Source organism: Lysobacter cavernae (assembly GCF_042648505.1).
Classification (GTDB): Bacteria; Pseudomonadota; Gammaproteobacteria; order Xanthomonadales; family Xanthomonadaceae; genus Lysobacter_L; species Lysobacter_L cavernae.
In genome coordinates this window covers 1-26,620 of sequence record NZ_JBHRXK010000010.1, presented here as the reverse complement: position 1 = coordinate 26,620, position 26,620 = coordinate 1, and the positions used below count along the sequence as shown (strand labels likewise).

The following is a 26,620-nucleotide window of genomic DNA, read 5'->3' as shown; positions in this document are numbered from 1 at the left end:
CTCAGCCACCCAACAAGGCGTTGATGCGGGCGATCAGCTCGTCCTCGCGCGGCGGCTTGACGATGTAGTCCTTGGCGCCTTGACGCATGCCCCAGGCCTTGTCGGTGTCCATGCCCTTGGTGCTGACGATCAACACCGGGATGGCGCTGGTGTCGGCATCGCGCGACAACGCGCGGGTCGCCTGGAAGCCGTTCATGCCCGGCAGCACGACGTCCATCATCACCAGGTCGGGCTTCTCGCGCTTGCAGGCGACGATGCCGTCCTCGGCGCTGCCCGAGGCCAGCACCTGGTGGCCGTTGCGTTCAAGCAGTTGGGTCAGGACCGCCGTATCGGTCGGCGAGTCCTCGATCAGAAGAATACGTGCCATTGCGTGCCTTACCCCCCGGTCAGGCGTTGACGTGCGTGCGGATCGCGTCGAGCAGTTCTTCGCGGGTAAATGGTTTGGTGAGGTACTGCTCGGAGCCGACGATGCGCCCGCGCGCCTTGTCGAACAGGCCGTCCTTGGACGACAACATGATGACCGGCGTGCCCTTGAACAGGTGGTTGTTCTTGATCAGCGCGCAGGTCTGATAGCCATCAAGCCGCGGCATCATGATATCCACGAAGATGATTTGCGGCTGCTGATCGGCGATTTTCGCCAGCGCCTCGAAGCCGTCGGTGGCGGTCACCACCTCGCAGCCCTCGCGCTTCAGCAACGTCTCGGCGGTTCGGCGGATGGTCTTGGAGTCATCGATCACCATGACCTTCAAACCGCCGAGGCTGCCGTTGCGGACCTCGTCAAGCATTCTGAATTTCCCCCATGCGAACGCCGCGCTATTCCCGGCGCGTCGCTAAGTCGTCTTTATTCCAAGCCGCGCTCAAGCTGTCAAGCACGCAATGTCGGCCGGCAAGCTGAATGCGCCGCGGAACGCCCACCGCCGCGCCCCTCCTTCGTCCGGAAACGGCCCCGTCGCGCGACCGCCATCGGCACCCCGTGCATATACCGCAATCCAGCCGACTTGGCCCGCCTGGCATGCCCGAGCCGCGACGCCGGTAGCAGTTATCACCCGGCTGGCCCACACCGTTGTCGCCCAGGCTCGCCGGGCCGCGTGACCGGCCTGTTACCATCGCGGCCATTACCGCCCACATTGCCGCCATGCCGCTCGACATCGTCGTCGTGATGGACCCGATCGGGTCGATCAAGATCGCCAAGGACTCGACTTTCGCCATGCTGCTGGAAGCGCAGCGCCGCGGCCATCGCCTGCAGTACGTGCAACCCGGCGGTCTGGCCGTGCGCGACGGCGTGGCGCTGGCGCGGGTCGCGCCGCTGCGCGTGCGCGACGACCAGGCCGGGTGGTTCGAACTCGGCGAATGGTCGCAGCTGCGCTTCGGCCCGGGCCAGGTCGTGCTGATGCGCAAGGACCCGCCGGTCGACAACGAGTACATCCACGACACCCAGATCCTGAGCCTGGCCCAACAGGCCGGCGCGTTGATCGTCAACGACCCGCAGGGCCTGCGCGACTACAACGAGAAGCTGGCGGCGCTGCTGTTCCCGCAGTGCTGCCCGCCGACCCTGGTCTCGCGTGACAACGCCGCGCTCAAGGCCTTCGTCGCCGAACACGGCGAGGCGGTGCTCAAGCCGCTCGACGGCATGGGCGGGCGTTCGATCTTCCGCGCCCGCGCTGGCGAGCCCAACCTCAACGTGATCCTCGAAACCCTGACCCAGGGCCACCACAGCCTGGCGATGGCGCAGCGCTACCTGCCGGAGATCGTCGACGGCGACAAGCGCATCCTGCTGGTCGACGGAGAGCCGGTCGACTACTGCCTGGCGCGGATCCCGCAGGGCGACGAGTTCCGCGGCAACCTCGCCGCCGGCGGCCGCGGCGAAGGTCGCCCGCTGAGCGAACGCGACCGCTGGATCGCCGCCCAGGTCGGCCCGGAAATGAAACGCCGCGGCATGCTGTTCGTCGGCCTCGACGTGATCGGCGACTACCTCACCGAGGTCAACGTCACCAGCCCGACCTGCATCCGCGAGCTCGATGCGCAGTTCGGCCTCAACATCGCCGGCACGTTGTTCGACGCGATCGAAGCCAAGGTCCAGATGACGCACGCCGCATGAGTGCGGTCGCGGCACCCATGGCCGACTCCAGCGGGTACGGTCCCGGCGAGGAATATGTCACTGGCGGCGACGGCCGCATCAGCGCCACGCTGGTGTTGTCGCTGCTGGTGCACGGCGTGTTCCTGCTCGGCGTCGGCTGGACGCTCGAGAAGGCAGCGCCGGTGATGCCGACGCTGGACGTGATCCTCACCCAGACCGCCTCCGCGCTGACGCCCAAGCAGGCCGACTTCCTCGCCCAGGCCAGCAACCAGGGCGGCGGCGAGCACGACAAGAGCACGCGCCCGCGCGAGGCCCAGTCCGGACCGTTGCCGCAAGCCACGTCCGGGGTCGCGCCGCGCCCGCTGCAGGCACAGTCGCCGGCGCCGCAACCGGCACCGCAGACGCGCGTGGTCAGCAGCACCCGCGGCGCGACCACGACTGCCGCCGCGCGCGCCACACCGACGCCGAGCGAACGGCCGCTGCCGCGTGGCCAGGAGAAGATCGAGCACGACGTGGCGATGGCGCGACTGGCCGCCGAGATCCACATGCGCTCGGAGCGCTACGCCAAGCGACCGATGCGCAAGTTCGTTTCGGCCAGCACCCAGGAATACGCCTGGGCCGGCTACCTGCGCAGTTGGGTCGACCGGGTCGAGCGCGTCGGCAACCTCAACTACCCCGACGAGGCGCGGCGACGCCGGCTTGCCGGCCAGGTGGTGATCAGCGTGGCGATCCGCCGCAACGGCACGGTCGAGCGCGCCGACATCGTCAAGACCAGCGGCATCCCGCTGCTCGATGCCTCGGCGCTGCGCATCGCCAAACTGGCCGAGCCCTACCCGCCGCTGCCGAAGACCGACGAGAACCCGGACCTGCTGCACGTCACCCGCACCTGGAGCTTCCTGCCGGGCGGGCAGCTGGTTGACGAGTGACGGGCGAGCTACGAGGCGGTCTACCGCGCCTTGAGGGCGCGCTGCTGCTCGAGGGTCAACGCGACGTTGTTGCGCAGGTAGGCCGGCTCGACCTGTTCCGGCGCCATCGCCTCGCCGCGCGCGAACATCAGAGCGGCCAGGCGCACGACATCGCCCGCGTGCGGTAGTTGCGTTGCATCGATCGCGGTGAACCGCGCGCCCAGGCGCTGTTGCAGCGCACCCTCGACAGCGGCGAAGCCGGTGCCCACCCCTATCCAGCCGGAGACGGTATCGGGCAGCACGATGGCATCCGGTGCAGCGACGACTTCGTCATTCAGGGCGTGGAGTTCGCCGCTCCTCAGCGTGTAGCCAGCGGCATAGACCTCGCCCATGCGCGCGTCGATGGCAGCTAACACGCGCGCACCGTCGCTCAACGGTGTCGCGCGCATCGCCAGCGCCGCCAGCGTCGACACCGGCACCACCGGCCGGTCGAGCGCGAGCGCGACGCCCTGCGCGAGCGCGATCCCGAGGCGCACGCCGGTGAAAGCACCGGGGCCGCGACTGACTGCGATCGCATCGAGCTGTGCACGGGCGACCCCGGCCTGCGCCAGCAGTTGTTCGGCCCACGGCAACGCCAGTTCAGCGTGGCGGCGCGGGGCGAGCTCGAAACGCTCGCACACCTCGCCGTCGATCGACACGGCGACCGACAGCGCTTCGGTGGTGGTTTCAAACGCGAGCAGTTTCATGGGATCACGGCAGTCCGGAGGTCAATCGTCGGCAACTGGCAGCGTTGCTGCCATTGCGGAAGCCGATTCTAGCGGGAGGTCTTCCGCAACCGGCGCAAAGAACGCCTCCACATCCTCGATGCGTCGCGTCTTCGGCAATGGCGGCAGCGAATTGAGGAAGACGCTGCCGTAGGTCTTGCTGAGCAGGCGCGGGTCGCACAGCACCAGCACGCCGCGGTCGCTCTCGTTGCGGATCAGGCGGCCGGCGCCCTGCTTGAGCGCGATCACCGCCTGCGGCAATTGCTCGTCGCGGAACGGGTTGCCGCCGTTGCGGCGGATCGCGTCCAGCCGCGCCTCGAACACCGGGTCGTCGGGCGCGGCGAACGGCAGCTTGTCGATCACCACCACGCTCAGCGCGTCGCCGGCAACGTCGACGCCTTCGCGGAAGCTGGCGGCACCGAGCAACACGCCGTTGCCGGAGGCGCGGAAACGCTCCAGCAGCACCGATCGCGGCGCCTCGCCCTGCACGAACAGCGGCCATGGCCCGCCCTTGAGCAGTTCGGCGGCTTCGCGCAACGCGCGGTGCGAGGCGAACAGCACGAACGCGCGGCCGCCGGAGGCCCCCAGCACCGGTCGCAGCTTCTCGACCATGCTCTCGTTGTAGTGGCGCACCACCGGGTCGGGCAGGCCGCGCGGCAGGTAGCACAGCGCCTGTGTTTCCCAATCGAACGGGCTGGGCACCAGCAGGGTCCGCGGCGCGTCGTCGCCTTTGAGATAGAGCCCGAGCTTGATCGCGTAGTGCTCGAAACGGCCGCCCACGGCCAGCGTGGCCGAGGTGAACACCCACGCCGCCTGCGAACGCGCGCGGTGCTGGGCGAGCGGTCCGGCGACGTCGAGCGGGGTGCGGCTGAGGCGGAAACCACGCGCGGTCAGCTCGTACCAGAGCACGCTGTCGTCGTCGCGTTTTTTCTTTTTGGCTTCGTCCACGTCATCGACGCCGTCTGCGGCCGCGCTTTCGGCATCGAGCTGGGCGAAGTCGTCGGCGAACTCATCGTCCTGCGTGGCCGCCGGTTCGGTCGCATCATCGCGCCAGCGCCGCAGCCGGCCCTCGAACTCGACCGCACGCGCGGCGCAGGCGTCGAAGCCAGGCGAGGCCGCGGCCAGCGGCTGCAAAACCGCGTGCAGCTGCTGCAGTGTGAGCGCGAGCGCATCGAATGCTTCCTCGACCGCTGACACCTCCGCCGCGCGGCGACGCGTGCCGCGCACCGGCAACTCGTCCATCGCCGCGCGCAGCGCACGCACGGCCTGTTCCAGCGCACGCGCCGGCTCCTGCACGGCGGCCAACGCCGACGGCACCTGCCGGCATTCGGTCAGGGCATCGCGTGCCAGCTCGACCAGCGGCCGCGCGCTCAGCGCCTCGCCGAAGAACTGCGCGGCCAGATCCGGCAACTGGTGCGCCTCGTCGACCACGAACGCCTGCGCGCCGGGCAGGATCTCGCCGAAGCCTTCCTGCTTGAGCGCGAGGTCGGCCAGCAACAGGTGGTGGTTGACCACCACCAGGTCCGCCGCCTGTGCACGCTGGCGCGCCTGCACGACAAAGCAGTCGGCGAAGAACGGGCACTCACTGCCGAGGCAGTTCTCGGTGGTGCTGGTGACCATCGGCAGCAGCGGCGAATCGTCCGGCAGGGCGTCGAGTTCGGCCAGATCGCCCATGCGCGTGCGCCCGGACCAGGTGACGATGCGCTGGAACTGCGCGGCCAGCTCGCGGCTGCCGAACTTCGGCTCACCTTGCGCCTGGCGCATGCGGTAGTGGCACAGGTAGTTGGCGCGTCCCTTGAGCAGCGCGCTCTTGAGGCCGATACCAAGCGCGTCGCGCACGCGCGGCAGGTCGCGGTGGTAGAGCTGGTCCTGCAGCGCGCGCGTGCCGGTGGAGACAATCGTCTTCTTGCCCGACAGCAGCGCCGGCACCAGGTAGGCGAAGGTCTTGCCGGTGCCGGTGCCGGCCTCGGCCAGCAGCGTGCCGCGGCTGTCGAAGGCATCGGCGATCGCGCCGGCCAGTTCCTGCTGGGCCGGCCGCACCGTGAACGCCGGCAGGTTGCGCGCGAGCTCGCCGCCGTCGGCCAGGGCCGCACGGCTGGCCAGGCTGAGGCGGCTGCCGCTCGGGGTCGGATCGGTTGGCACAGGCGCCGCAGCTTGCATGGGGTCTCGATTCGGGTCAGGGAGCGCATGCGGCATCGGCCGCGGCCGGACAGTCCACCTCGCTCACGACCAGGCGCCGATCACGGGAACCACTGCAGTTTGCGCCGTTGCCGCGACCGCCGTTGCGACCGGCCGCGCCACTGCGCCGCCTATTCTAGTAGCGCGGCGGTGCCGCCACCGTGCAGGCGTCGCGCTCGCGGCGCGCATCGGCCACGCTGCCACCGGGCGTGTCGGCCGACGCCGGACGGGTCAGGCGCACCTGGGCGATGGTCTCCCAGTGTCGCCGGCACAGCGGTCCGACCTTGGAGCCCTGCTCCAGCCCCTGACGCGCGAAGCGCTCGGCGTCGTCCAGCCGTTGCTGCAGCAACGCCGCTTCGGCGCGGTCCTGCAGCAGTGCCGGATCGCTGGGATTGAGCTGCAGGGCCTGGTCGAGCGCCGCGGCGGCCTCGGGGTATTTGCGCTCGCGCTCCAGCCGCTCGGCGTCCTCGCGCAGGTCTTCGACCTGTGGATCACGCAGCGGTTGCACGTCGAGCTCACTGGCATTGGCGCCGCCGGCGGCGCGGATCTCGGCGACCGCGGCGGCGGCATCGAAACCGGGCAGGCCGATGTCCGGCGCGGTGGCGCAGCCGGCCAGCAGGATGGCGAGGGCGACACCCGCGGCCACTCCGCTCCAGCGCGGGGTGGTGAACCAACGGATCACGGCGTGTCCTCCTGCTGCGGTTGTGGCGCGGGTTGCGGCGCAGGCTCCTGCGCCGGGGCTTCGTCCTTGCGACCGAAGCCGAACCACTCGCGCCAACCGCCGCCCTGCTCGTCCTCGGCCACCGGCTGCGGCGCCGGGCATGGCGTGTAGGCCGGCGCGAACCCGGCCACGAACGGCAGGCGGCGCGCACCGGCACAGGCGGCGTCGGTGGTGTTGGCGCCGACCACCCACTGCCAGTCGATGCCCTTGTCGCCGACCTTGAGCGGCGCGGTCGGCAGCCGCGAGAAGATCGCCGACCACACCCGCATCGCACCGGTACCGCCGTACAGACCGGTGGCCTGGTTCTGGTCATTGCCGACCCAGATCACGGCCAGATGATCGCCGGTCCAGCCGGCAAACCAGCTGTCGCGACCGTCGTTGCTGGTGCCGGTCTTGCCGGCCGGCGACAGGCGGCCAAGGCCGTCGTTGATGAGCTGGCGACCGGTGCCGTTGGACACCGCCTGCTGCAGCGCGATGGTGATCAGGCGCGCGGCGATCGCGTCGCCTTCCTGCGCTGGCGCCGGCTCCTTGTCGTAGCGGTTGACCGCCTTGCCGTTGGCGTCGAGCACCCCGCGCACCGCGTGCAGCGGCTGGATTTCGCCGCCCGATGCGAGGAACTGGTACAGCTGCGCCATCGCGTACGGGCTCTGGTCGACCGCGCCGAGGATCAACGCCGGATTCGGTTCGGCCTCGATGCCGGCGAGCGTGCGGATCAGGTCGGCGATGCGCTCGGGCGCGACCTGCATGCCGACACGCACGGTGGCCTGGTTGTAGGACATCGCCAGCGCATCGATCAGACGCACGGTGCCGTGGCTGCGGCCGTCGGAGTTGCCGGGGTTCCAGTTCTTTTTCTTTCCCAGCGCGACGGTGACCGGCGAGTCGTCGACGTAGCTCGCCAGCGAGTACTTGCCCGGCTGCGCCAGCGCCAACAGGTACACGAACGGCTTGAGCAGCGAACCGACCGGGCGCTGCGCCTCGACCGCGCGGTTGAAGCCGTGTTCGGCGAAGCTGCGGCTGCCGACCACGGCCACCACCTCGCCGCTGTGCACGTCGGTGACGACCAGGCCGGCCTGCAGCGGCGGCCGCCGCTTGCTGTCGAGGCTCTTGAGGGTGCGCGTGACTGCGCCTTCGGCCTGCGCCTGCGCCGACGGCGCCATGCCGCTCATCACGCTGAGGCCGGCGCCGGACAGGGCATCGGCCGGGTAGTCGCGGGCGAGCTGGCGGCGCACCAGGTCGACATAGGCCGGAAAGCGATTGGCGGCGACGCTGCCTGGCGCGGTGGTGATGCCGAGCGGCGCCTTGAGCGCGCGCTGGTATTCGGCGTCGTCGATCAGGCCGGTCTCGTGAAACTCGCCGAGGGCGAAGTTGCGCCGTTCCAGCGCGCGCTCGGGATGGCGGCGCGGGTCGTAAAAAGACGGACCGCGCACGATGCCGACCAGCAGCGCGATCTGCTCGGTCGACAGGTCGCGCAGGTCGCGGCCGAACCAGAACTCGGCGCCGGCGGCGACGCCGTGGATCGCCTGGGCGCCACGCTGGCCGAGGTAGACCTGGTTGAGGTAGGCCTCGAGGATCGTGCCCTTGTCGTAGCGCGCCTCGATCAGCAGCGCGTAGAGGATTTCCTTGCCCTTGCGGGTCAGGGTCTGCTCGCGGCCGATGCCGAGCAGGCCACTGCGTGCAAGCTGCTGGGTCAGGGTGCTGGCGCCCTGCCGGCTGCCGGTGGCGGTCTTGAACGCCGCGCGCACCATGCCGCTCAGGTCGATGCCGTGGTGGCTGCTGAAGTCGCGGTCCTCGACCGCCTGCAGGCCGGTGACCAGCAGTTCCGGCACCTCCTTGATGCGCACCAGCCGGCGCTCTTCCTGCTTCTGGCCGTACAGCGTGGCGATGCGCGCCGGATCGAGCCGCGCCGACTTCAGTGCGCGCTTTTTCCCGGCGTCGCGCACCGACGCCACGCGACCACCCGACAGCACCACTTCGAGCTGTCGCTCTGGCACCGCGCCATCGACGTCGTTGAAGCCGCGGCTGGCGATCAGCCAGCGACCGCCGTTGCGCGCGTAGGTGCCGGGCCGACGACCGTCGCCGTCACGGTAGGCCGCCGCATCAAGCTCGGTCTTCAGCGTGGTCACGTCGAGGGCCAGGCCCGGCGCCAACTCCAGCGGCCGCGCATAGACCCGGGTCGGGATCTGCCAGCGCAACTGGCCAAAGCGCTCACCGACCTCGTGGTTCAGGTACAGCGTGTACGGGATGAGGAAACCCAGGCCCAGGCCGATCGCGGCCAGCACCCAGGTGACCAGGCGCCGACGCCACTGCGGGGAATCATCGCGATTGTCGCTGGTTTCGTCTTCGTCGTAATCGATTCGGGCCACGGCATGGGACAATGACAGGGCTGCGCCCTCGTGAAACCGAGTCTAGCGCAGCCCGCCGGCCCCTCCGTGCGCCGGCAGCAGCAGTGGCGTTTGCAATAGGGAGTTCCTTCAGCATGGCGGTGATTCGATGGCGATGAGCTGGGCCGATCTTCGGTTCCTGTACGACCGGGGGACGGGGTTGTTCCGGCGCGGCCTGACCAGTCTGCACACACGTGGCCTGCGCGCCTCCTGGCAACGCGTGCTGAAGCAGTTCCACCGGGTTCCCGCCGCGCAGCGCCTGGCGTTGTATCTGCCCGAGCCGGCACCCTTCGCTCCGTTCTCAGTGCCGTACAACGACGCACCGGTCGCCAGCATCGTCATCCCGGTCTACAACCAGTTCGCGCACACCCTGACCTGCCTGCGCGCGCTAGCGGCGCATCCGCCGCAGGCGACCATCGAGATCATCGTGGTCGACGACGGCTCCTCGGACGAAACCGAGGCTGCGCTGCGCCAGATCGACGGCCTGCACTACCACCGCCGAGCCCAAAACGGCGGCTTCATCGCCGCCTGCAACGACGGCGCGGCGCTGGCCCGTGGCGGGTACGTGGTGTTCCTCAACAACGACACGGTGCCGCAGCCGGGCTGGCTGGATGCGCTGCTGGCCACCTTCGATGAGCATCCGAATACCGGCTTGGTGGGGGCGCAGCTGATTTACCCGGATGGTCGGTTGCAGGAAGCTGGCGGGCTGGTCTGGCAGGATGGTTCGGCGGACAAGATAGGCCGACTGCGCTCAACCACCGAGCCGGAGTTCGACTATGTTCGCCGCGTCCACTATTGCTCCGGCGCGGCCATCACGATTCCGCGTCACCTGTTCGAATCGATCGGCGGTTTTGACACCCGCTACGCCCCCGCCTTCTACGAGGACACCGAACTGGGCATGCGCGTGCGTGCGGCTGGATTGCATGCGCTCTGCCAGCCGCTTGCGAAAGTCGTACATGTCGAGGGCGTTACCACTGGCACTGACACACGGCGTGGCATCAAGGCTTACCAGGTCCGCAACCAGCAGACGTTCCGCGAACGCTGGGCAACGACCCTCGCGGCACATCCTGGACATGGTTCGCCAAGCCACGGCCTGACCGATCACCTGCACGGGCATACGGTACTGATCATTGATGCACTCACCCCGCAACCGGATCGGGACTCCGGGTCACTGCGTCTGATCAACCTGATGCGCCTGCTGCGTGAGGAAAACGCACACGTGGTGTTCCTGCCGACCGATCGCGCCCACAGCGGCACCTATACCCGGGCTCTGCAGCAAATCGGTGTGGAGGCCTGGTCTGCACCGGGCGCGAACAGTCCACCGGCCTGGCTGCGTGACCATGGTGCACGTTTCGACACCATTGTCGTATGCCGCCACTACGTCATGCGCGAATGGCTGCCACTGCTGCGCAAATACGCACCGCAGGCCAAGGTGGTGTTCGACACGGTCGACCTGCACTACCTGCGCGAGCGCCGCGGCGCCGAGCTGGCGCGGGACCCGGCGCTGGCGCGGGCCGCCGAGCGCACCCGCGCGCTGGAGCTGGAGATCATCGCCAAGGCCGACGCCACGCTGGTGGTCAGTGAGGTCGAGCGAACGCTGCTGGCGCAGGACGCGCCGCAGGCGCAGGTCGACATCCTCTCCAATCTGCACCGCATCCAGGGCCATGGTCTGCCGTTCGAGCGACGCCGCGACCTGGTCTTCGTCGGCGGTTTCCGCCACCCGCCCAATGTCGATGCGGTGCGCTGGTTCGTGGGCGAGGCTTTCCCGCTGATCCGGGCGCAGCTGCCGGACGTGCGTTTCCATTGCATCGGCAGCGACACCCCGGCCGAGATCGCGGCGCTGGCCGCGCAGCCCGGCGTCGAGATCCACGGCCATGTGCCCGACCTGGCGCCGTACATGGACGGCGCGCGCATCGCGTTGGCGCCGCTGCGCTACGGCGCCGGGGTCAAGGGCAAGATCAACCTGAGCATGGCGCACGGGCAGCCGGTGGTCGCCACCTCCTGCGCGGTCGAGGGCATGCACCTGCGCGACGGCGAGGACGTGCTGGTCGCCGACGAGGCCGCCGGATTTGCCGAAGCGGTGGTGCGGCTGTACCGCGACCCGACGCTGTGGCAACGGCTGGCCGACAACGGCCTGCGCAATGTCGAGCGGCATTTTTCGCTCGATGCCGGCCGCGACGTGGTGCGACGCGTGCTGCTCGACCGGAACTGAGCCTCAGTTGGCGGCCGCGGCGGCGCGCAGCCGACCGGCGAATTCGTCGAGACCGCTGGCGTCGGGATCGAGCTCGCGTGCCGCCTGCAGCGCGGTCTGCGCCGCCTGCAATTCGCCGGCGCCCAGGCGCTCGTCGCCGACCCCGATCCAGCGTTGCGCGAGTCGCCGTCGGGCATCACGCAGCATGGCGCTGTCGCCTTCCAGCGCCGCACACACATCCAGGCATTCGCGCGCGCGCGCAAGCCGGTTGCCGCGCAATTCCTGCTCGAAGCAGCGCCTGGTCGCCGGCAACAGGCGCGCGCCGGCGGCCTTCACCTCCGCGTCCTGCGGCGCCAGCGCCTGTGCCGCGCGCAGCTTGTCGAATGCACTGTCGCCCGGGGGCGTGAGCAGGTCACCGCGCGCCTCCGCGGCCGCCGCTTCATCAAGCAGCAGACGCAGGCGGCGCTTGCGTTCCGCCGTCGGCACGGTACTGCCAAGACGCTGCTGGGCTTGCCGGGCCTGCAGCAGGCGTTGCTTGGCCTCGGCAATCCCCGCGGCGTCGGCGCTGGTCGCGCGCGCCTCGCGCAACGCGGCCTCGGCTTCGGCGAAGCGGAAATCGCCAGCGTATCGGCCGCTGCGCGCGGCATAGGCCTCGGCCACGCGGACCAGGCCGCGCTGCGCGGCCGTGTCGTCGGGGGTGGCCGCCATGACGGCGCGGTAGCCCTCGCGCGCCGCCGCCAACCGATTGCGGCGCAGGTCGGCATCGGCCTGGTTCCGGCGCTGCTCGGCCTGGCGCGCCAGCTCCGCCAGCGCTTCCGGCAGATCAACATGGCCGGGGTCGGCCGCCTGCACCCGCTGCATGCGGGTTGCCGCTTCGGCCAGATCGCCGCGCGCCAGCGAGCGGCGCGCCAATTGCAGCAGGTCGGCGAGGGTGTCCTCGCGGCCTTCCAGGGCCTCGGTCCGGTCCGGCTGCAAGGCCAGCACGCGCTGATACAGCGGCAACGCCGTGTTGTCTCCGCCGTCTAGCCGGCCCGCCGCACGCGCGGCGACGGCTTGGGCGAGCAGGCCATCGACCCCAGCCTCAGTCGCCTCGCGTTCGCGCAGACGGCGGTCGAGGGTCTCGACCTGGCTGCGCGGCACGGCCAGTTCGCGTGCCAGTGTCAGCAGGCGATGGGCCTCATCAAAGCGGCCTGCGGCAATCGCGCGATCGGCCTGGGTGACCGCCGCCTGACCGACGCGCGTCAGTCCGTCGCGCGCGTCACTGCGGTCCGGATCCAGCGCCAGCGCCGCCGCGTAGAGTTCACGCGCGCCACTGCCATCGACCGCACTGAGCCGCCCCTGTGCCAGCGCGCGCGCCGCATCGGCACGCAACTGCTGCGCACGCGTCTGCGGCCACAGCCAGTCCGACAGCGGCTGACGCAGCACCAGCAACAGCAGTGCCGCGATCGCGACGGCCAGCGCCCCGAGCCCCCAACCACGGCGACGCACGCGCCGTGCACCCTCGGCCGCACGCGACACTGGAGCGCGATCGTCCCCGCCGAAGCGCAGTTCACTCCATGACCCGAAGCGCGGCTCGATGCGCTTGCGTGATTCCGTCGGCTCCCTGTCGCCGCGCGGATGCGGCGTGGATCGATCCGGATTGGGCGGCCAAGGCGCAGTCACTGCGCAAGCATAGCGCCGTTGACGCGCGGCGATGTCGAGCGATCTTCATCGCCAGGCACTCAACAGCGCTGCGCGTGCTCCACCCCGGGCAGCGACGACAGTTTGCCCAACAGGGTCGACAGCTGGCCGTAGTCGGCCACGCGCAGGCGCAAGCGCAGGCGCACGCGCGCACCATTGCGCTCGACATCGCTGCGGATGCTGAGCACATGGGCATTGCCCTGCGCGATCACGTTGGTCACTTCCTTGAGCAGCCACTTGCGGTCGAGGGCGAGCACCTCGACGTCGACCTCGTAGCCGCTGCCCGCACGCCCCCATTCCACCGGCAGCACCCGCTGTGGCTGGGCCGTCGCCAGACGCTCGAACGACGCACAGCCGGGCCGGTGCACGCTGACGCCGCGGCCACGCGTGAGGTAACCGACAATCGGCTCGCCCGGCACCGGCTGGCAGCAACGCGCCAGCTGCACCAGCAGGTTGCCGACGCCTTCGACGGTGAAGTCGGTGGTCTTGCGCGGTTGGCGCCGCGGTGGCGGCACGGTCGTGACGGTCGTCGCCGACGGCGCCACCGGCGCGGCCGCGGCGCGTTCGTGCTCGAGCAGGGCACGACCGACCTGATGCGGGCCGATGTCACCCAGCGCCACCTGCACGTACAGGTCGGCGTCAACGGCGAGGTTGAACTTCTCGCGCGCCGGCGCGAGGTCGGCGCCGAGCAGGCCAAGCCGGCGCAGCTCCTTGTCGAGCAGGTCCTTGCCGGCGACCTCGTTGCGCGCCCGGTCGAGCTTGTGGAACCACGCCCGCACCTTGTCGCGCGAGCGGCTGCTGGCGAGGAAGCCGTTGGCCACCACCAGCCAGTCGCGGCGCGGCTCGCCGGTCTTGGCGGTGAGTATCTCGACGCGGTCGCCGCTGCGCAGCTTGTGGTCGAGCGGGACGATGCGGCCGTCAACCTTGGCACCGCGGCAGCGGTGCCCGACCTCGGTGTGCACGTGGTAGGCGAAATCCAGCGGCGTCGCCCCCGCCGGCAGATCGATCACCTCGCCCTTGGGGGTCAGCACGTAGATGCGGTCCTCGACCAGTTCGGTGTCGAATTCACCGGCCAGTGCGGCCTCGTCACGGGCACCGTCGGCCGAGGCCTCCAGCAGCTTGCGCATCCAGGCGATCTTGCGGTCGAACGCGGCGTCGGCGCTGTGGCTGCCGACCTCCTTGTACTTCCAGTGCGCGGCCACGCCGAGTTCGGCCTGGCGGTGCATGTCGTGGGTGCGGATCTGCACCTCCAGGGTCTTGCCCTCGGGGCCGACCACGGCGGTGTGCAGCGAGCGGTAATCGTTGCGCTTGGGCCGGGCGATGTAGTCGTCGAACTCGCTGGGGATCGGCGCCCAGGTCGCGTGCACCACGCCGAGCGCGGCGTAGCAGGCCCCCAGGTCGTCGACCAGCACCCGCACCGCGCGCAGGTCGTAGAGCTCGCCGATCGGCACGTCCTTGCGCTGCATCTTCTTCCAGATGCTGTAGATGTGCTTGGGTCGGCCGGCGATCTCGGCCTGCACGCCCTGCGCCGCCATCGCCTCGCGCAGCGTGTGCTTGACCTGCTCGATGTAACGCTCGCGGTCCACGCGCTTTTCGTCGAGCAGGCGCGCGATCTGCTTGTAGGTCGCCGGCTCCAGGTAGCGGAACGCCAGGTCCTCCAGCTCCCACTTCAGCTGCCAGATGCCCAGGCGGTTGGCCAACGGCGCGTGGATGTCGCGGGTCAGCGCCGCCAGTTCGCGGCGCTCGGCCTCGGGCAGGCGCTCGGCATGGCGCATGCGCGCCAGCTGGCGCGCCAGCAGGATCGGCACCACGCGCAGGTCGCGCACGATCGCCAGCAACAGGCGGCGCAGCCCCTCGCTGCCGGACTGGCCGTGGCGCTCGGCATGCAGCGCCCAGACCTGGGCCGCGGCGCGCTGGCCGTCGAGCAAGGCCGCGACCGCGGGAAAGTCGTGCTCGATGACCGGACCGAGGCCGGTCTGCCAAGCCGGATAGGCGTGCAGGGTCGCCGCGACCACGGTGTCGCCATCGGCGCCAAGCAGGGCCAACGCATCGAGCATGCTCGCCACGGTCGGCGCCGGATCGCGGGCATCGGCAGCGGCCTGCGGATTGTCCGCGGCCTGCTGCAACGCGCGTCGCAGCGGCGCCGCGATCGTCGCGGTCGCCGGATGCGCCAGCACGGCGCTCAGCTCGGAAGACGGTGTTGCCATGGCACGCGGGACGTTCGGATCGACACAGGGGAAGGTCTACACTAGCCGTCAACCGCCTGGAGGAACAGCGCATGCGTTCGATCTTGCCGAGTCTGCTCATCGCCGCCGCGTTGCTGTTCGCTTCCCCGCAATCGCTGGCGCAGCAGCAGGCGATCGAGCGGCAGATGACGCCGGAGCAGTTCCAGGCCGCCGGCCTGGACCGGCTCAGCCCGCAGCAGCTGGCCAACCTCAATGCCTGGCTCAACGGCAAGCTCGACGTCGAGACCACCAAGGCCGCGCAGGCCGCCAAGAAGAAGGTCGAGGAAGAGAACCGCGGCTTCGCCACCTTCGGTTCGGACGAACCGATCCAGGCGCGCATCGTCGGCGAGTTCCGCGGCTTCGGCGAAGGCCGCAGCTACACCCTCGACAACGGCCAGATCTGGCGACAGCGCGACCAGGCCAAGCTCCATGGCCCCCGCCTCACCGATCCGCAGGTCACGATCACCCCCAGCATCATCGGCAGCATCTGGTACATGAAGGTGCAGGGCTTCAACACGCGCACCGAAGTCACCCGGATCAAATGATCCGCACCGTCATCGGCCACCACACTGCATCGCCGTAACCCGTTTGCTCCTGGAGACTCCCATGCGTTTGCTTTCGACCCTCGCCCTGAGCAGCCTGCTCGCCCTCGCCCCGCTGGTCGCCGTTGCACAGCAGTCGTACGTCAACATCGAGCAGCGCCTGAGCGCCGAGCAGATGCAGGCGACCGGCCTGGACGCGCTCAGCAGTGCGCAGCTGGCCCTGCTCAACAAGTTGCTCAGCCAGGAGCAGGCGGTGGTCGCCCAGCAGGTGGAGCAGTCCGTGCGCGACGAGCAGAAGGGCAAGCCGCCCGAGCGTGCCAGCAAGGAGCCGATCAGCAGCACGCTGAAGGGTTCGTTCAGCGGCTGGTCGAACGGCACCGTGTTCGAGCTCGCGAACGGCCAGCGCTGGCGCGTCACCGAGGGTAGCCTCTCGCTCGGCAAGGGCAAGACGCAGCAGAACCCCAAGGTCACGATCGCGCCGGGGTTGTTCAGCGGCTGGTACCTGCAGGTCGAGGGGCAGAACTCGAGTGCCAAGGTGCAGCGGCTGGATTGAGGCCGGGAGCCATCGATCTTGTTTGTGAACACTTCGCCGTCACGTTTGCCTTGGGCTGCCATTCCCGCGAAGGCGGGCTCCGCTTTACCGCGGCGGTAGCCAGGCATCCGGGGACGTTGCCTTGATCGCTTGCTCTTGAAAGCCAAAGCTTTCCGTCCGCTGACGCGGCCGAGTCACTATCTCTTGCTGGCCCAAGATCAAGGGGCGTGCTGGACGACTTCCAGCAGGCATTCGCACCTTGCCCGACGCTGCACGCCAGACACTGACTACGTCAAGGCAAGGATGGTGCTGCATCGCACTGAGCAACTGCACCGGACTGACCATCTACTTCGCCGATCCGCACAGCCCCTGGCAGCGCGGTATCTGCGAGATCATCAATAGCCTGCTGCGCCAGTACTTCCTCAGGGGCACCGACCTGTCGGTGCACTTGCTGCGCGCCAATGACGTGGCCTGGGTGATGAACAACCGGCCACGCTAGACCCAGGTCCGGCAAGCCACCGGCCAAGTGTTCTTCGAGCACTATCTCAAAGATCCGGGGCGTGCCCAATCGCGGCGCACTTGGAACTTGATTCCGCCCGCCACAAAAAACTACGGCCCCTTGCGGGGCCGTAGTGGTGTTGCGTGTTGCCTTGCAGTCGATCAGAAGCGCTGCTGGTACTTCATGTACACGAAGCGGCCGATGTCGTAACCGCCGTAGTACGAGTAGCCCGAGTTCGGCTGGTCGTATTCCGGAGCGGCCTGGTGGTCGAACACGTTGTTCGCGCCGACCGACACGGTGGCATTCCACGGGGCATTCCAGCGGACCTGGAGGTCGTGGAAGGTGTTGGCGCCGATCTCGTTCATCGGCGTGATGTTGCCGCCGGTGTCCGGTGCCGAGTAGTTCGGCAGGGTGCAACGCACCCGGTCGGCGGCAATGTTGGCCGCAGTCGCGGTGAACGAGCAGTTCTCCTTCACGCCCGAGTAGTAGCGCATGCCCCACGACGCACCGAAGTCGCCCTTCTCCCAGCTCAGGTTCAGGTTCGAACGCAGGCGGAAGTAGCCGCCGAAGCCGTTCTGCTGCGACGGCGGGTTCTCGGCGAGGTTGTCGGTCTTGAGCTCGTTCTTGGTGACGTAGCTGTTCTGCCAGGCCGCGCCGAACTTGCCGTAGGCGGTATCCAGGCTGTAGCTGACGTCGAAGTCGTAGCCCTCGACCTCCTGGTAACCGGCATTGACGCCGGTACGGGTGGCTGCCGTGACCACACCGGTCACCGGGTCACGGGTGAAGCGGGTACCGACGGTTGCGTTGCAGCGCGACTCGATGCCACGCACATAGCAATCCGCCAGAGCCGTGCCCACCGTGTCATTGATGATGGTGTTCTCGATCTTGATGTTGTACCAGTCGAGCGACAGGTTCAGACCCTCGGCAAAACTCGGGCTCCAGACAAAACCCAGGGTCTTGGAGGTCGAGGTTTCCGGGGTCAGCTCCGGGTTGGAACCCGACATGAACGCGATGCTGGTCGCCTCATTCGGACCCGGGGCCGGTTCCGTGCCCGAAGCGTTCGGCTGACGGAAATCGACCGGGACGTCCTGCAGGCAGCGCGGGGTACCGGCGGCATTGCCGAACGAGGTATCGCACGGATCGGTGTACTCGTCGAACGTCTGCGACAGGCCACCGTACAGGTCCGACACGGTCGGGGCACGGAAGCCCTCGGCCCAGGTGCCGCGCACCAGCAACTGCTCGAACGGCTTCCACTTGAAGCCGAACTTGCTGTTGGTGGTGTCACCGAAGGTGTCGTAGTCGGAGTAGCGGCTCGCCAGGCTGACGCTCAGCTCCTTGGCGAAGGCCACGTCCGCAAGGATCGGCACCAGGAACTCGGCATAGACCTCGTCCAGGCTGTAGCCGCCCGCGGTCGGGCCGCCGGCCAGGTCGGTGGAGATACCGGTCTGGGCAAGCCCGTCCGGAGAGAACGAACCGCTTTCCTTGCGGTGCTCCACGCCCACGGCGACACCGAGGTCACCGGCAGGCAGAGTGGCGATGGTGCCCGACAGGTTGGCGAAGTAGTTGGTGGTCTCGGTTTCCGACAGAGCCTGGCCCGGCAGGTACAGGAACCCGGCAACGTTCGGATCAGAGGCCGTGTTCTGGCCGCCGTAGCCGGCCGGCACCAGCGGGTTCCACGGCGTGCACTGGCCACCGCCAACGCCCAGCTGGATCGGGTTGGCAGCCGTACCGCACTGCACGACGCCGTCAGCGTTGAGGAACGACGGGCCCACCGCCAGGCCGACGGCCTGGGTGTTGAGGTTACCCGTGCTGATCTGGACGCCCTTGTTCTGGTTGTACAGGTAGCCTGCGTCCCAGTCCCAGAACTTCTCGCCGATCTCGAACGCGCCGCTGAACGCACCGGTGAAGCGGAACGTGGTCAGGTTGTTCTGGACCTGGCGCGGCACTTCCCAGCCACGACGGACGAAGTCGATGTCCTGCGGGGCCACGCCGGCCGGCATGGTGCCGTTGGCGACGGCCTGGTTGCCGACCGGGTTGAAGTAGCTGTCCGCCGACATCGGGGTGCCGAAACGCGCCGACTGGTACGGGTAACCGGCGTTCTGCGCGAACGACTCACGGTCCGTGTACAGCACGTCGGTGTCAAAGCCGACCGAGTCGGTGATGTCGAAGTGACCGTTCAGGAACACCGACTTGCGCTCGATGCCCGTGTAGACCGTCGACTGCTCGGCCGGGTTGGAGGTGTCGCCGGCGGAGTTGCGGTAGTTGGCGAAGTCGCGCGGGTCGAGGCCGGCCACAGCGCGGTTCAGCGTGCGGTTGGCGAAGATCGGGTCGCCGTCGGCGTTAACATTGCCGGTGTCGTAGCTGAAACGACCGTACTGCGTGGTGCCCGAGAGGCCGCCCGGACGGGCCGGGGTCTTCTCGCCGGTCGGGTAACGGTCGATCGCGAACCAGCGATCACGCGCCCAAACCGGGTCTTCCTTGGTGTATTCGACGCCGGCCGTGAGCGAACCACGGTCACCGCTGAAGCCCAGCAGGAAGTCGTAGACCTGACGCGTGCCGTCGCCCTGGTCGTACTGACCGATGTAGGCGCTGGCTTCGGCACCTTCGAAGTTCTTGCGGGTGATGATGTTGACCACGCCGGCGATGGCGTCGGAACCGTAGGTGGTCGAGGCGCCGTCCTTCAGCACTTCGATGCGCTCGACCATCGCGGCCGGGATCGAAGCAACGTCCTGCATGCCGCCGTTGGTGATGCCCAGGCGCTTGCCGTTGACCAGGATCAGGGTGCGGTTGGCACCGAGATTGCGCAGGTCGATGTACTGGCCACCGACTTCTTCGCCCGAGGACAGCGGCGAGGTGCGGCTGATCGCCGGCGAGCCGGCGGCGGTGATGTTCTGCAGGATGTCGGCAACCGAGTTGAAGCCCTGGTTCTCGATGTCCTGGCGGCTGATCAGAAGCACCGGCGCGGCGGTTTCGACGTCAACCTGACGGATGCGCGAGCCGGTGACTTCGATGCGGTCGAGGGTGGTGGCGGCCTGGTCGCCACCTTCCTGCGCGCTGGCAAACGCCGGCGCCAAAGCGATCGCGATACCGGCCGGCAGCATGCCGACGCGCATCGCGGTGCGCAGATTGCGGTGATTCATCTATCTCTCTCCAGTAATCGTTATGGGCGTGTTAAACGCCTTGGAGAAGTTACGTCCCGGTGAACGCCGCCGCTTTGCGATTGCCCACCAGAGACTTTGCCGAATGTGTCCGCGAGGACACGGCCGCGCTGCGGTAGCGGGTCGCGGACTGGCCGAAACGGGCGCGGAAGGCGCGCGCGAAGCTGCAGCAGTTGTCGAAACCGCTGGCCGCGGCGACCTCGCCGATCATCATCGAGGTGCTGGTGAGCAGCTCCGCCGCGTGCTCCAGGCGCATGCGCGCCGACGCCGCCTGCGGGCTCTCTTCGTAGAGGCTGTGGAAGGTCTTGGAGAAGTACCAGCTGGAGAAGCTGGTCAACTCGGCCAACTCGCTGATGCGCACGACGCGGTCGCAGTTGCCTTCCAGGTATAGACGGGCGCGCTGCAGGCGCCCGAACACCTGGCGCTTGCGGCTGCGCGAGCGGCCCGGGCAACGCGGGATGCGCGCGGCCAGATCGCGCTGGACGCCGGCCAGGTGCAGCAGGATCGGCCGCAGTGCGGTGGTGTCGAAACTGGCGTCCTCGCCCAGGCGCGCCGCGGCCTCGCGCCACAGGCGCAGGCTGATGCGGGCATCGCGGCGCGACATGTGGCCGCGGCCGGCGTAGAGGCCGCGATCGGCGAAGCGCGTCATCTCGCGCAAGGCGTCGCTCGACAGCGTGAGACCGACGCAGACGCCGGTGCGGTCGGCCTGCACCACCGGCTTGGAGTCTTTCTCGAAGGCGATCCAGTCGCCGCCCTTGAGGCGGAACTTGCCCTCTTTGGCCTCGACCCACGAGCTGCCGTGCAGCTGGACCCAGATCGAGAACCCACCGGAGATCTGCGCGCTACCCAGCCGCGAAACGCCGATGCAGCCACCCTGAACCGCGCCGTCCGGCGTATCGAGCTGCAGCAGCTGCCCGCGGTCCGCCCATTGCACTTGCTCCATTGGTCCACCTCATGTGCCGAGAATGGCCAATGGATTTGCCTGAGACGGGCCGCCGGATCAGGAAACTTGCCGGAGACTTATGCGAATTCGCAACGAAACCCGAGCCGAAGGAGTTACGAAAGAATATTTCTTATTTTAATCAGTTACTTGAGCCATCCTGGCGCGAAGGCTTTCGGCTCCGGTGGCAGCTCCATGAAGCCGATGTCGGCGCCGTCCCACTCGGCCAGGGCCAGGTAAATGGTGTCACCGCGCGGGCTCAGGCTGAAGCCGTTGATCGCCGAGCGCCGGCCTTGGTCCAGGCAGCGCGGCGCGGCGGTGTCGGCCGGAACGATCCGGCGCAGGCTGGCAGCACAGTTGTGCCGTCGCTCGAGGTAGCGCACCTGCCCCGCCTCGTCGACGGCCCACAACCGGTAATGGTCGGCCACCGGCTCCTCGGCATCGATCCGCTGGATGCTCGGCGTGGACAGGCCCAGGTCGGCTTGCCACAGACCGCTCTGGGTCAGCCGGGTGAACAACACCCGGCCACCCCGGGCGTCGACCTGGACCTGCGACACGTCGTCGATGGCAGCCAGCGAGCGCCAGGGGCGCTGGGCCCGATCGAACAGGTGCAGGCGCAGACGGCCATCGTCGGTGCCGGTCAGCACCAGCAGCCGGTTCGGGTCGGGCAGGTACACGGCCTGCAGCGGCTCCGGCACCGGCGGGTCGAGCCGGGTCACGCGGCCATTGGCGGGCGTCACCTCGTGCGCCACGGCGCGGCCGTCCTGGCCCACCCCAGTGACCAGCAGGCGTCGGCTGTCGGCAGACCAGGCCAGCGCGTAGCGCGTCATCGGCCGCACCCCGCCCACCATCCGCAGCGTGTCGGGCTGTTCGAGGTCGGCCCACCACAATCCGTTGTCGCCGGAGCGGTCGGACACGAACGCCAACTGCCGCCCGTCGGGGGCTACCGCCGGCAGGATGTCGCGCGCCGACGAGGGGAACAACGGCTCGACCACATGCACCGCCCCAGGCCCACCGCTGCCCAGCGCCACCCGATAGAGTCCGAAAAAGGGTTTGCGCCGGACAAAGGCCGCCGCCGGCCGCGCCCGCGCGACCGACGGCGCCTGGGCATCGGCGATCGGGATGGCGCTGGCCACGCCGCTGGCCAGGTCCAGCCGGAACACGTGGCTGTCGCCGTCGATCATGCTGCCGAACAACAGCGCACGCCCGTCGGGCAACCAGTCCCAGCCGCGCACGTCGGTGCGCAGCCGACTGAGGCGCTCGGCGACGCCGCCCTCGGCCGGGATCCGCCAGAAATCACCGAGCGGCGCGTTGCGCACGAACACGATCCAGCGCCCGTCCGGCGAGTAGCGCGGCGCGCTGTCGACATCCTTGGCATTGGCCTGGTAGGGCACCGGGCGCCACTGGCCGCTGGCCAGGTCGAGCACACGCAGGCCATGGTGGCCGCGCTCGCTGGTCATGCTGCCGAAGATCAGGCCGCTGCCGTCCGGGGTCCAGTCGAACGAAGGCGGGCTGCGGTGGTCGCAGCCGCCGATTTCGTGTTCGCCGCGTGCGTTGGGGGCCACCATCCGGATCGTGCAACGGACCCCGGCTTGCAGACGGGCAAAGGCGATCCAGCGACCGTCCGGCGACCAGGCCGGCGCGCTGTCGTCGGCGCCGTCCGGCGGCCGGGTCAGTTGCCGCGGCTGGGTCGGCTCGGTGGTCTGCACCAGGATCGCTGTGCCCTTCTGGCCGTCGGGGATGGCCACGTAAGCCACCAGTGACGCGTCCGGGGAAAGCGTCGGCGCCAGCTCGAAACCCGGCATCGAGGTGATCAAGCGGTACGGCCGCTCAGCGCGCACCGTCTGCGTGCCTGCTGTCAGCGTGGCCTCGCTCGGCGAGCGCTCGCGCAGCCCCGCCCAGGCCAGCAGCAGCACGACCAATGCCGTCACCGTCACCGTGGCGCCGGCGAGCGAGCGCCAGGTGGCGCGCGTGCGCGCCGGCTCCGGCAGCGGCACCGGTGCCAGCGGCTCGGTCGGATCAAGACTGGCGATGGCCGGGTACTGCGCGGTGGTGCGGGTCGGATCGGACCAGCGCGCGTCGGCCGGATCACCCGCGGCGTCTTCGCCCGACGCGGCATCCGCCGCCAGCCATTCGACCGGCGCCAGCAGGCGGTAGCCGTTCTTGGCGATCGTTTCGATGTAGCGCGGGTTGCCGCGCTCGTCATCGAAGGCCTTGCGCAGTTGGGTGATGGCCTGGGTGATGACGTCGTTGGTTGGCAATGTGTCCGGCCACACCTCGGTCAGCAACGCATCGCGGCTGACCACACGCCCGGCCTGGTCGATCAGCGCCAGCAGCACGCCCATCGACTTCGGCGTGATCCGCAATGCACGGCGCTTGCCGGGTGCGCGGATCTCGCGCAGCGGTACGTCGATCAGGCACTCGCCCACGCGCAGCCGATCGGATGGCAGGGCGCGCGGGATTGGCTCGGAGGGTCTGGGCATGAATCCGGAATGGTGCGAGGCCAGCTGAACAGCCGTCATGTGACTTTCGGCCTGAATCGGCCAACCGACAGACTTGGCAAAACGCGCAGGCGCGATCGGGAAAGCGCAGCGCGGCCAGACATTCTAACGTCCTTTGGGCTAACCCCATTCATCCGGGGTGGCTTTCAGGCCCTCTCTCGCCGACGTCTTAACAGAACGTACAGTTCCGACATTCGCGCGATCCGCGCGTTTTTTTTTGCCCGTCTCACGGACTCTCAGCGGCGCTCATGACGCAACAGCGTCAGGCCGATCAGGCGCGACACCACCGCCGCGAGATACCCCACGCCGGCCAGTTGCTCCAGCATCACCAGCACGCGCGCGGTCGAACCCAGTGGGATCACATCGCCGAGACCGACGGCGGAAAGGTTGGTGAAGCTCAGGGACAGCAGCTCCAGCCAGCTGCGCGGTTGCCCCGGATTGAGTGCACCGGTGAAGCTGCCCGGGTACCAGGCCTGGCAGACCACAAACACGTAGGCGAAGCCCCAGGCCAGCAGCGTGAATGTGGCGCCTGCTGCGAACAGCTCGTCGGAGGTCACGCGGTGGTCGCTCATCATGTAGGCGATCAGGCTGCCGGCGGCGTAGAAGTACACCGCCGCCTCCAGCGCCGAGGAGAGCACCAGCAGGGACTCGCTGGCAAACAGCACCGACAGCAGTGAGAACCCGAACGCAGGCACCGCCAGCAACCACGCGATCCACTTGATCGCCGGGCTGCGGTTCACCACCCACACCGCCAGCGCCAGCGCCAGCACGCCGAACGCGCCGAACACCACGCGCCCGCCGCGCATCTCGTCGAACAGCGGGTACAGCACCAGGCTCAGCAACTGCACGGCCAGCAGGAACGCCGACGGGTGTCGGCGCACGGTCACGCGCCAGCGCAGGGAGGACAGGCGGGGTTCGCTCATGGCGGCCGAGTGTGCCGCAGATTGCAATGCCATACACCCGGGCCCGACCTCGTGCCAGGACGAGGCCCGGCCTGAATCGCCCGGAGTTCCGTGGACACTCAGCCCCCTCGTTGCGCGTAGCGCCGTTCAAACTCTACAGGGTGACGCGCCGCCATTTGTACCGGGCCATTGATGAGCTGCAGAGCGATCACCTGGAGCGCGTTCTCCGAGCCTGAGATCCATCCGCTGCTTCACCGCCCTGTCACATGGGGACCTATAAGAGCTCGACGGATAGCGCACGGAGGTGACCATGGAGTTGCGGAATGGACGGCCTGTCATCGGACGCGGTCGCGAGGAATACGCCTCACGCTTTTCCATATTGACCTCCATAGCACCAGGGGCCGCGACAGACTACGTACCAGGCAGCCGCCAAAGAGCTGAAAGCGGGCTGTTCCGCACTGACGACAGGCCCGACGTTTTTGTACGATCGAGCAGCTATCCAGGGATGCCACGGCGCCGGATCCTGGCGCTGGCTTGCATGATGGCCTGCGCCATGCCGCTGGGCAGTCATGCGCAGGAAGCCGAGCCAAGCGAGCCACTGGGAGCCGACCCCAATGCCGTCCTGGTGGGCACGGTCTACGGCACCGTGCCACCGCTGATGTTGAACACCGGCGATGTGGTCACCGCCAGCGGGATGTACGTCTCGGCCCTGGTTGCAGCGGGCGATGTCGGCGGCGTACCCAATGCCATCGGCATCGCGGGAGGCGGTGGCATCGGCGTGATCGCCACCAACTCGTCCGGGTACAGTGCCGTCATGGTCCAGTACGGCGGCGTCATCGACCTGGGCACGGGCACCACTATCAGCGTGGAGGGGCGCGGTTCGCCGACCCCGGAAATCGGCGCCACCGGTATCTACGCGGGTTTGCTCGGCACGGGCAACCTGGTGCCAACCGTGACCGCGCGGGACTTGTCGATCACCGCCAGTTCCAACAGGCCCTACGGCGTGTATGCGCGGTTCGACAGCCGCATTGCACTGACTGGCATGACGTCGATCACCACCGCCAGTGACGGTACCGAGGGTTGGGGACTGGTGTCGAACAATCTCGGCATACTTACCGCGGAGAACGTCGACATCACCATGTCCGGCATCGGTACGACGCTGGGTGATTATCACAATGCCATCAGCGCCTTCAACGGCGGGTCCACCGTCGTCACGGGGACCGCGCAGGTCGCCATGGAGGCGCTCACTGCACGCGCCGTGGTGGCCAGCGGTGCCGGCAGCCAGGCCAGCGTGAATGTGTTGAGCGGCACCGTCGATGCGACGCAGTGGGCGTACGGGCTTGCCGCCTACAAGGGGAGCTCCATCACCGTGGGCGGAAGTCCTGACCTGGCGGTGACCAGCCAGGCCGGCGCCATCGGCGTCTATAACGGAGCATCCACGGTTTCGCTGTCGGGCCCATCGCACATCAGCGTGTCCGGGGGTAACGCCTATGGCGTTTACCTGGCGACATCGGGTCAGACCACGATCGCCAACGCTGAATTCGACGTGGGGGACAACAGCTCGGCCGAAGCGATCAGGGCCTCGGCCTCCGATACGGGCGTGGTGACGCTGGATGCCACGGACTCGCGCTTTGCCTCCACCGGCGACGGCATCGTGGTGGGAGGCGGCGCGGCCGACATCCGCTTCACCCGCACACGCATGACCAACGACTCCGGCCTGGCCCTCGGCGTGGCCACCAACACTGCCAACCCGAGCCTGCTCAATTTCATCGGCGATGCAGCGACGCTAACCGGTTACGCGCTGACTCAAGCCGGCGGCACGTCGAACGTGACGCTGCAGGGCGGCTCGACCTGGAACCTCACCGGCGACTCGAACCTCAGCCGCCTGGTCAACGATGCCAGCTTCGTGCTGTTCAATGCACCCGACGGCGGCACTGCCTTCAAGACACTGACGGTGAACGACTACGTCGGCACCGGCGGCACGCTGGGGCTGCACACGCAATTGGCCGGCGATGACGCGCCGTCGGATCGCCTGGTGATCGACGGGGGCCAGGCCACGGGCACCTCATCGCTGCAGATCACCAACGCCGGTGGTGCCGGTGCGCTGACCACCGGCAACGGCATCGAACTCATCGCCGCGATCAACGGCGGCATGACTGTCGTGGATGCGTTCTCGTTGGCGGGTACGCCGGTGGTCGCCGGTCCGTACGAATACACGCTGTGGCGCGGCGGGCTGTCCGGCACCGATACGCAGAACTGGTTCCTGCGCTCGACCATCGACTGTTCTGCTCCCGGTGCACCGTCGCCGCCGTGCCCCTCTCCGCCTCCTCCGCCTCCTCCGCCTCCTCCGCCTCCTCCGCCTCCTCCGCCTCCTCCGCCTCCTCCGCCTCCTCCGCCTCCTCCGCCTCCTCCGCCTCCTCCGCC

General features: G+C 68.7%; 19 protein-coding genes. 7 read left to right on the top strand and 12 right to left on the bottom strand.

What is annotated here, in order from left to right; genetic code table 11:
- Position 1: 1 nt before the first annotated feature.
- Positions 2–367 carry a response regulator transcription factor gene (locus tag ACFOLC_RS15250; protein WP_386760118.1) on the bottom strand — a complete coding sequence of 122 codons (366 nt, stop codon included), beginning with the start codon at positions 365–367 and terminating at the stop codon, positions 2–4.
- Positions 368–386: 19 nt separating this feature from the next.
- The gene (pilG, locus tag ACFOLC_RS15245) at positions 387–785 is read right to left on the bottom strand and encodes a twitching motility response regulator PilG (protein WP_115843698.1); all 399 of its coding nucleotides are present in this window, start codon (positions 783–785) and stop codon (positions 387–389) included.
- A gap of 350 nt (positions 786–1,135) precedes the next feature.
- Here pilG and gshB point away from each other — a divergent pair, with 350 nt between their 5' ends.
- Both gshB and ACFOLC_RS15235 read left to right on the top strand, forming a co-directional pair.
- The gene (gene gshB, locus ACFOLC_RS15240; protein ID WP_386760117.1) at positions 1,136–2,098 is read left to right on the top strand and encodes a glutathione synthase; all 963 of its coding nucleotides are present in this window, start codon (positions 1,136–1,138) and stop codon (positions 2,096–2,098) included.
- A gap of 17 nt (positions 2,099–2,115) precedes the next feature.
- A complete protein-coding gene (locus ACFOLC_RS15235) occupies positions 2,116–3,003 on the top strand; it encodes a TonB family protein (protein WP_386760138.1) in 888 nt (295 codons plus the stop codon).
- Between the two features lie 20 nt (positions 3,004–3,023).
- On the opposite strand, the gene tsaB is transcribed toward ACFOLC_RS15235, so the two are convergent.
- The 4 genes from tsaB to mrcB form a co-directional block, all read right to left on the bottom strand.
- Positions 3,024–3,728, bottom strand: a complete 705-nt coding sequence (gene tsaB / locus ACFOLC_RS15230; protein ID WP_386760116.1) for a tRNA (adenosine(37)-N6)-threonylcarbamoyltransferase complex dimerization subunit type 1 TsaB — start codon at positions 3,726–3,728, stop codon at positions 3,024–3,026.
- 21 nt (positions 3,729–3,749) lie between these two features.
- Positions 3,750–5,906, bottom strand: a complete 2,157-nt coding sequence (locus ACFOLC_RS15225) for an ATP-dependent DNA helicase (protein ID WP_386760115.1) — start codon at positions 5,904–5,906, stop codon at positions 3,750–3,752.
- Positions 5,907–6,060: 154 nt separating this feature from the next.
- The gene (locus ACFOLC_RS15220; RefSeq protein ID WP_386760114.1) at positions 6,061–6,606 is read right to left on the bottom strand and encodes a tetratricopeptide repeat protein; all 546 of its coding nucleotides are present in this window, start codon (positions 6,604–6,606) and stop codon (positions 6,061–6,063) included.
- On the bottom strand, positions 6,603–9,008 hold the full coding sequence (mrcB, locus tag ACFOLC_RS15215; RefSeq protein ID WP_386760113.1) for a penicillin-binding protein 1B: 2,406 nt from the start codon (positions 9,006–9,008) through the stop codon (positions 6,603–6,605). The genes ACFOLC_RS15220 and mrcB overlap by 4 nt, the downstream gene beginning before the upstream one ends.
- A 127-nt stretch (positions 9,009–9,135) precedes the next feature.
- On the opposite strand from mrcB, the gene ACFOLC_RS15210 reads away from it, so the two are divergent.
- A complete protein-coding gene (locus ACFOLC_RS15210; RefSeq protein WP_386760112.1) occupies positions 9,136–11,238 on the top strand; it encodes a glycosyltransferase in 2,103 nt (700 codons plus the stop codon).
- A gap of 3 nt (positions 11,239–11,241) precedes the next feature.
- Here ACFOLC_RS15210 and ACFOLC_RS15205 read toward each other — a convergent pair whose 3' ends face one another.
- On the bottom strand, positions 11,242–12,675 hold the full coding sequence (locus tag ACFOLC_RS15205) for a hypothetical protein (protein ID WP_449284301.1): 1,434 nt from the start codon (positions 12,673–12,675) through the stop codon (positions 11,242–11,244).
- A 263-nt stretch (positions 12,676–12,938) separates the two neighbouring features.
- Complete coding sequence (locus tag ACFOLC_RS15200; protein WP_386760110.1) at positions 12,939–15,104, bottom strand: RelA/SpoT family protein; 2,166 nt, start codon at positions 15,102–15,104, stop codon at positions 12,939–12,941.
- Between the two features lie 71 nt (positions 15,105–15,175).
- Between ACFOLC_RS15200 and ACFOLC_RS15195 the strand changes: the two genes are divergently transcribed.
- The 3 genes from ACFOLC_RS15195 to ACFOLC_RS15185 all read left to right on the top strand — a co-directional run bounded on the left by ACFOLC_RS15195 (position 15,176) and on the right by ACFOLC_RS15185 (position 16,695).
- Positions 15,176–15,667, top strand: a complete 492-nt coding sequence (locus ACFOLC_RS15195; protein ID WP_386760109.1) for a hypothetical protein — start codon at positions 15,176–15,178, stop codon at positions 15,665–15,667.
- A 61-nt stretch (positions 15,668–15,728) separates the two neighbouring features.
- Positions 15,729–16,217 carry a hypothetical protein gene (locus ACFOLC_RS15190; protein WP_386760108.1) on the top strand — a complete coding sequence of 163 codons (489 nt, stop codon included), beginning with the start codon at positions 15,729–15,731 and terminating at the stop codon, positions 16,215–16,217.
- A 238-nt stretch (positions 16,218–16,455) separates the two neighbouring features.
- Entirely contained in the window at positions 16,456–16,695 is a 240-nt protein-coding gene (locus tag ACFOLC_RS15185) for a hypothetical protein (RefSeq protein WP_386760107.1), read from the top strand.
- Between the two features lie 161 nt (positions 16,696–16,856).
- On the opposite strand, the gene ACFOLC_RS15180 is transcribed toward ACFOLC_RS15185, so the two are convergent.
- From ACFOLC_RS15180 to ACFOLC_RS15165, 4 genes are all read right to left on the bottom strand, one after another.
- Positions 16,857–19,808, bottom strand: a complete 2,952-nt coding sequence (locus ACFOLC_RS15180) for a TonB-dependent receptor plug domain-containing protein (protein WP_386760137.1) — start codon at positions 19,806–19,808, stop codon at positions 16,857–16,859.
- A gap of 76 nt (positions 19,809–19,884) precedes the next feature.
- A complete protein-coding gene (locus ACFOLC_RS15175) occupies positions 19,885–20,796 on the bottom strand; it encodes a helix-turn-helix domain-containing protein (protein WP_386760106.1) in 912 nt (303 codons plus the stop codon).
- Positions 20,797–20,939: 143 nt separating this feature from the next.
- Positions 20,940–23,276 (bottom strand): winged helix-turn-helix domain-containing protein, encoded by a 2,337-nt coding sequence (locus ACFOLC_RS15170; protein WP_386760105.1) that lies wholly within the window; start codon positions 23,274–23,276, stop codon positions 20,940–20,942.
- A 254-nt stretch (positions 23,277–23,530) separates the two neighbouring features.
- Entirely contained in the window at positions 23,531–24,217 is a 687-nt protein-coding gene (locus ACFOLC_RS15165; protein ID WP_386760104.1) for an ion channel, read from the bottom strand.
- Between the two features lie 289 nt (positions 24,218–24,506).
- Here ACFOLC_RS15165 and ACFOLC_RS15160 point away from each other — a divergent pair.
- Positions 24,507–26,620: autotransporter outer membrane beta-barrel domain-containing protein (locus tag ACFOLC_RS15160; RefSeq protein WP_386760103.1), on the top strand; the 2,114-nt coding region annotated here is incomplete at its 3' end.

What these genes read in the sequence shown, in the direction of transcription:
- ACFOLC_RS15250 (WP_386760118.1), bottom strand. Translation starts at nt 367, where the DNA reads ATGGCACGTATTCTTCTGATCGAGGACTCGCCGACCGATACGGCGGTC.
- pilG (WP_115843698.1), bottom strand. Translation starts at nt 785, where the DNA reads ATGCTTGACGAGGTCCGCAACGGCAGCCTCGGCGGTTTGAAGGTCATG.
- gshB (WP_386760117.1), top strand. Translation starts at nt 1,136, where the DNA reads ATGCCGCTCGACATCGTCGTCGTGATGGACCCGATCGGGTCGATCAAG.
- ACFOLC_RS15235 (WP_386760138.1), top strand. Translation starts at nt 2,116, where the DNA reads ATGGCCGACTCCAGCGGGTACGGTCCCGGCGAGGAATATGTCACTGGC.
- tsaB (WP_386760116.1), bottom strand. Translation starts at nt 3,728, where the DNA reads ATGAAACTGCTCGCGTTTGAAACCACCACCGAAGCGCTGTCGGTCGCC.
- ACFOLC_RS15225 (WP_386760115.1), bottom strand. Translation starts at nt 5,906, where the DNA reads ATGCAAGCTGCGGCGCCTGTGCCAACCGATCCGACCCCGAGCGGCAGC.
- ACFOLC_RS15210 (WP_386760112.1), top strand. Translation starts at nt 9,136, where the DNA reads ATGGCGATGAGCTGGGCCGATCTTCGGTTCCTGTACGACCGGGGGACG.
- ACFOLC_RS15200 (WP_386760110.1), bottom strand. Translation starts at nt 15,104, where the DNA reads ATGGCAACACCGTCTTCCGAGCTGAGCGCCGTGCTGGCGCATCCGGCG.
- ACFOLC_RS15195 (WP_386760109.1), top strand. Translation starts at nt 15,176, where the DNA reads ATGCGTTCGATCTTGCCGAGTCTGCTCATCGCCGCCGCGTTGCTGTTC.
- ACFOLC_RS15190 (WP_386760108.1), top strand. Translation starts at nt 15,729, where the DNA reads ATGCGTTTGCTTTCGACCCTCGCCCTGAGCAGCCTGCTCGCCCTCGCC.
- ACFOLC_RS15180 (WP_386760137.1), bottom strand. Translation starts at nt 19,808, where the DNA reads ATGCGCGTCGGCATGCTGCCGGCCGGTATCGCGATCGCTTTGGCGCCG.
- ACFOLC_RS15175 (WP_386760106.1), bottom strand. Translation starts at nt 20,796, where the DNA reads ATGGAGCAAGTGCAATGGGCGGACCGCGGGCAGCTGCTGCAGCTCGAT.
- ACFOLC_RS15170 (WP_386760105.1), bottom strand. Translation starts at nt 23,276, where the DNA reads ATGCCCAGACCCTCCGAGCCAATCCCGCGCGCCCTGCCATCCGATCGG.
- ACFOLC_RS15165 (WP_386760104.1), bottom strand. Translation starts at nt 24,217, where the DNA reads ATGAGCGAACCCCGCCTGTCCTCCCTGCGCTGGCGCGTGACCGTGCGC.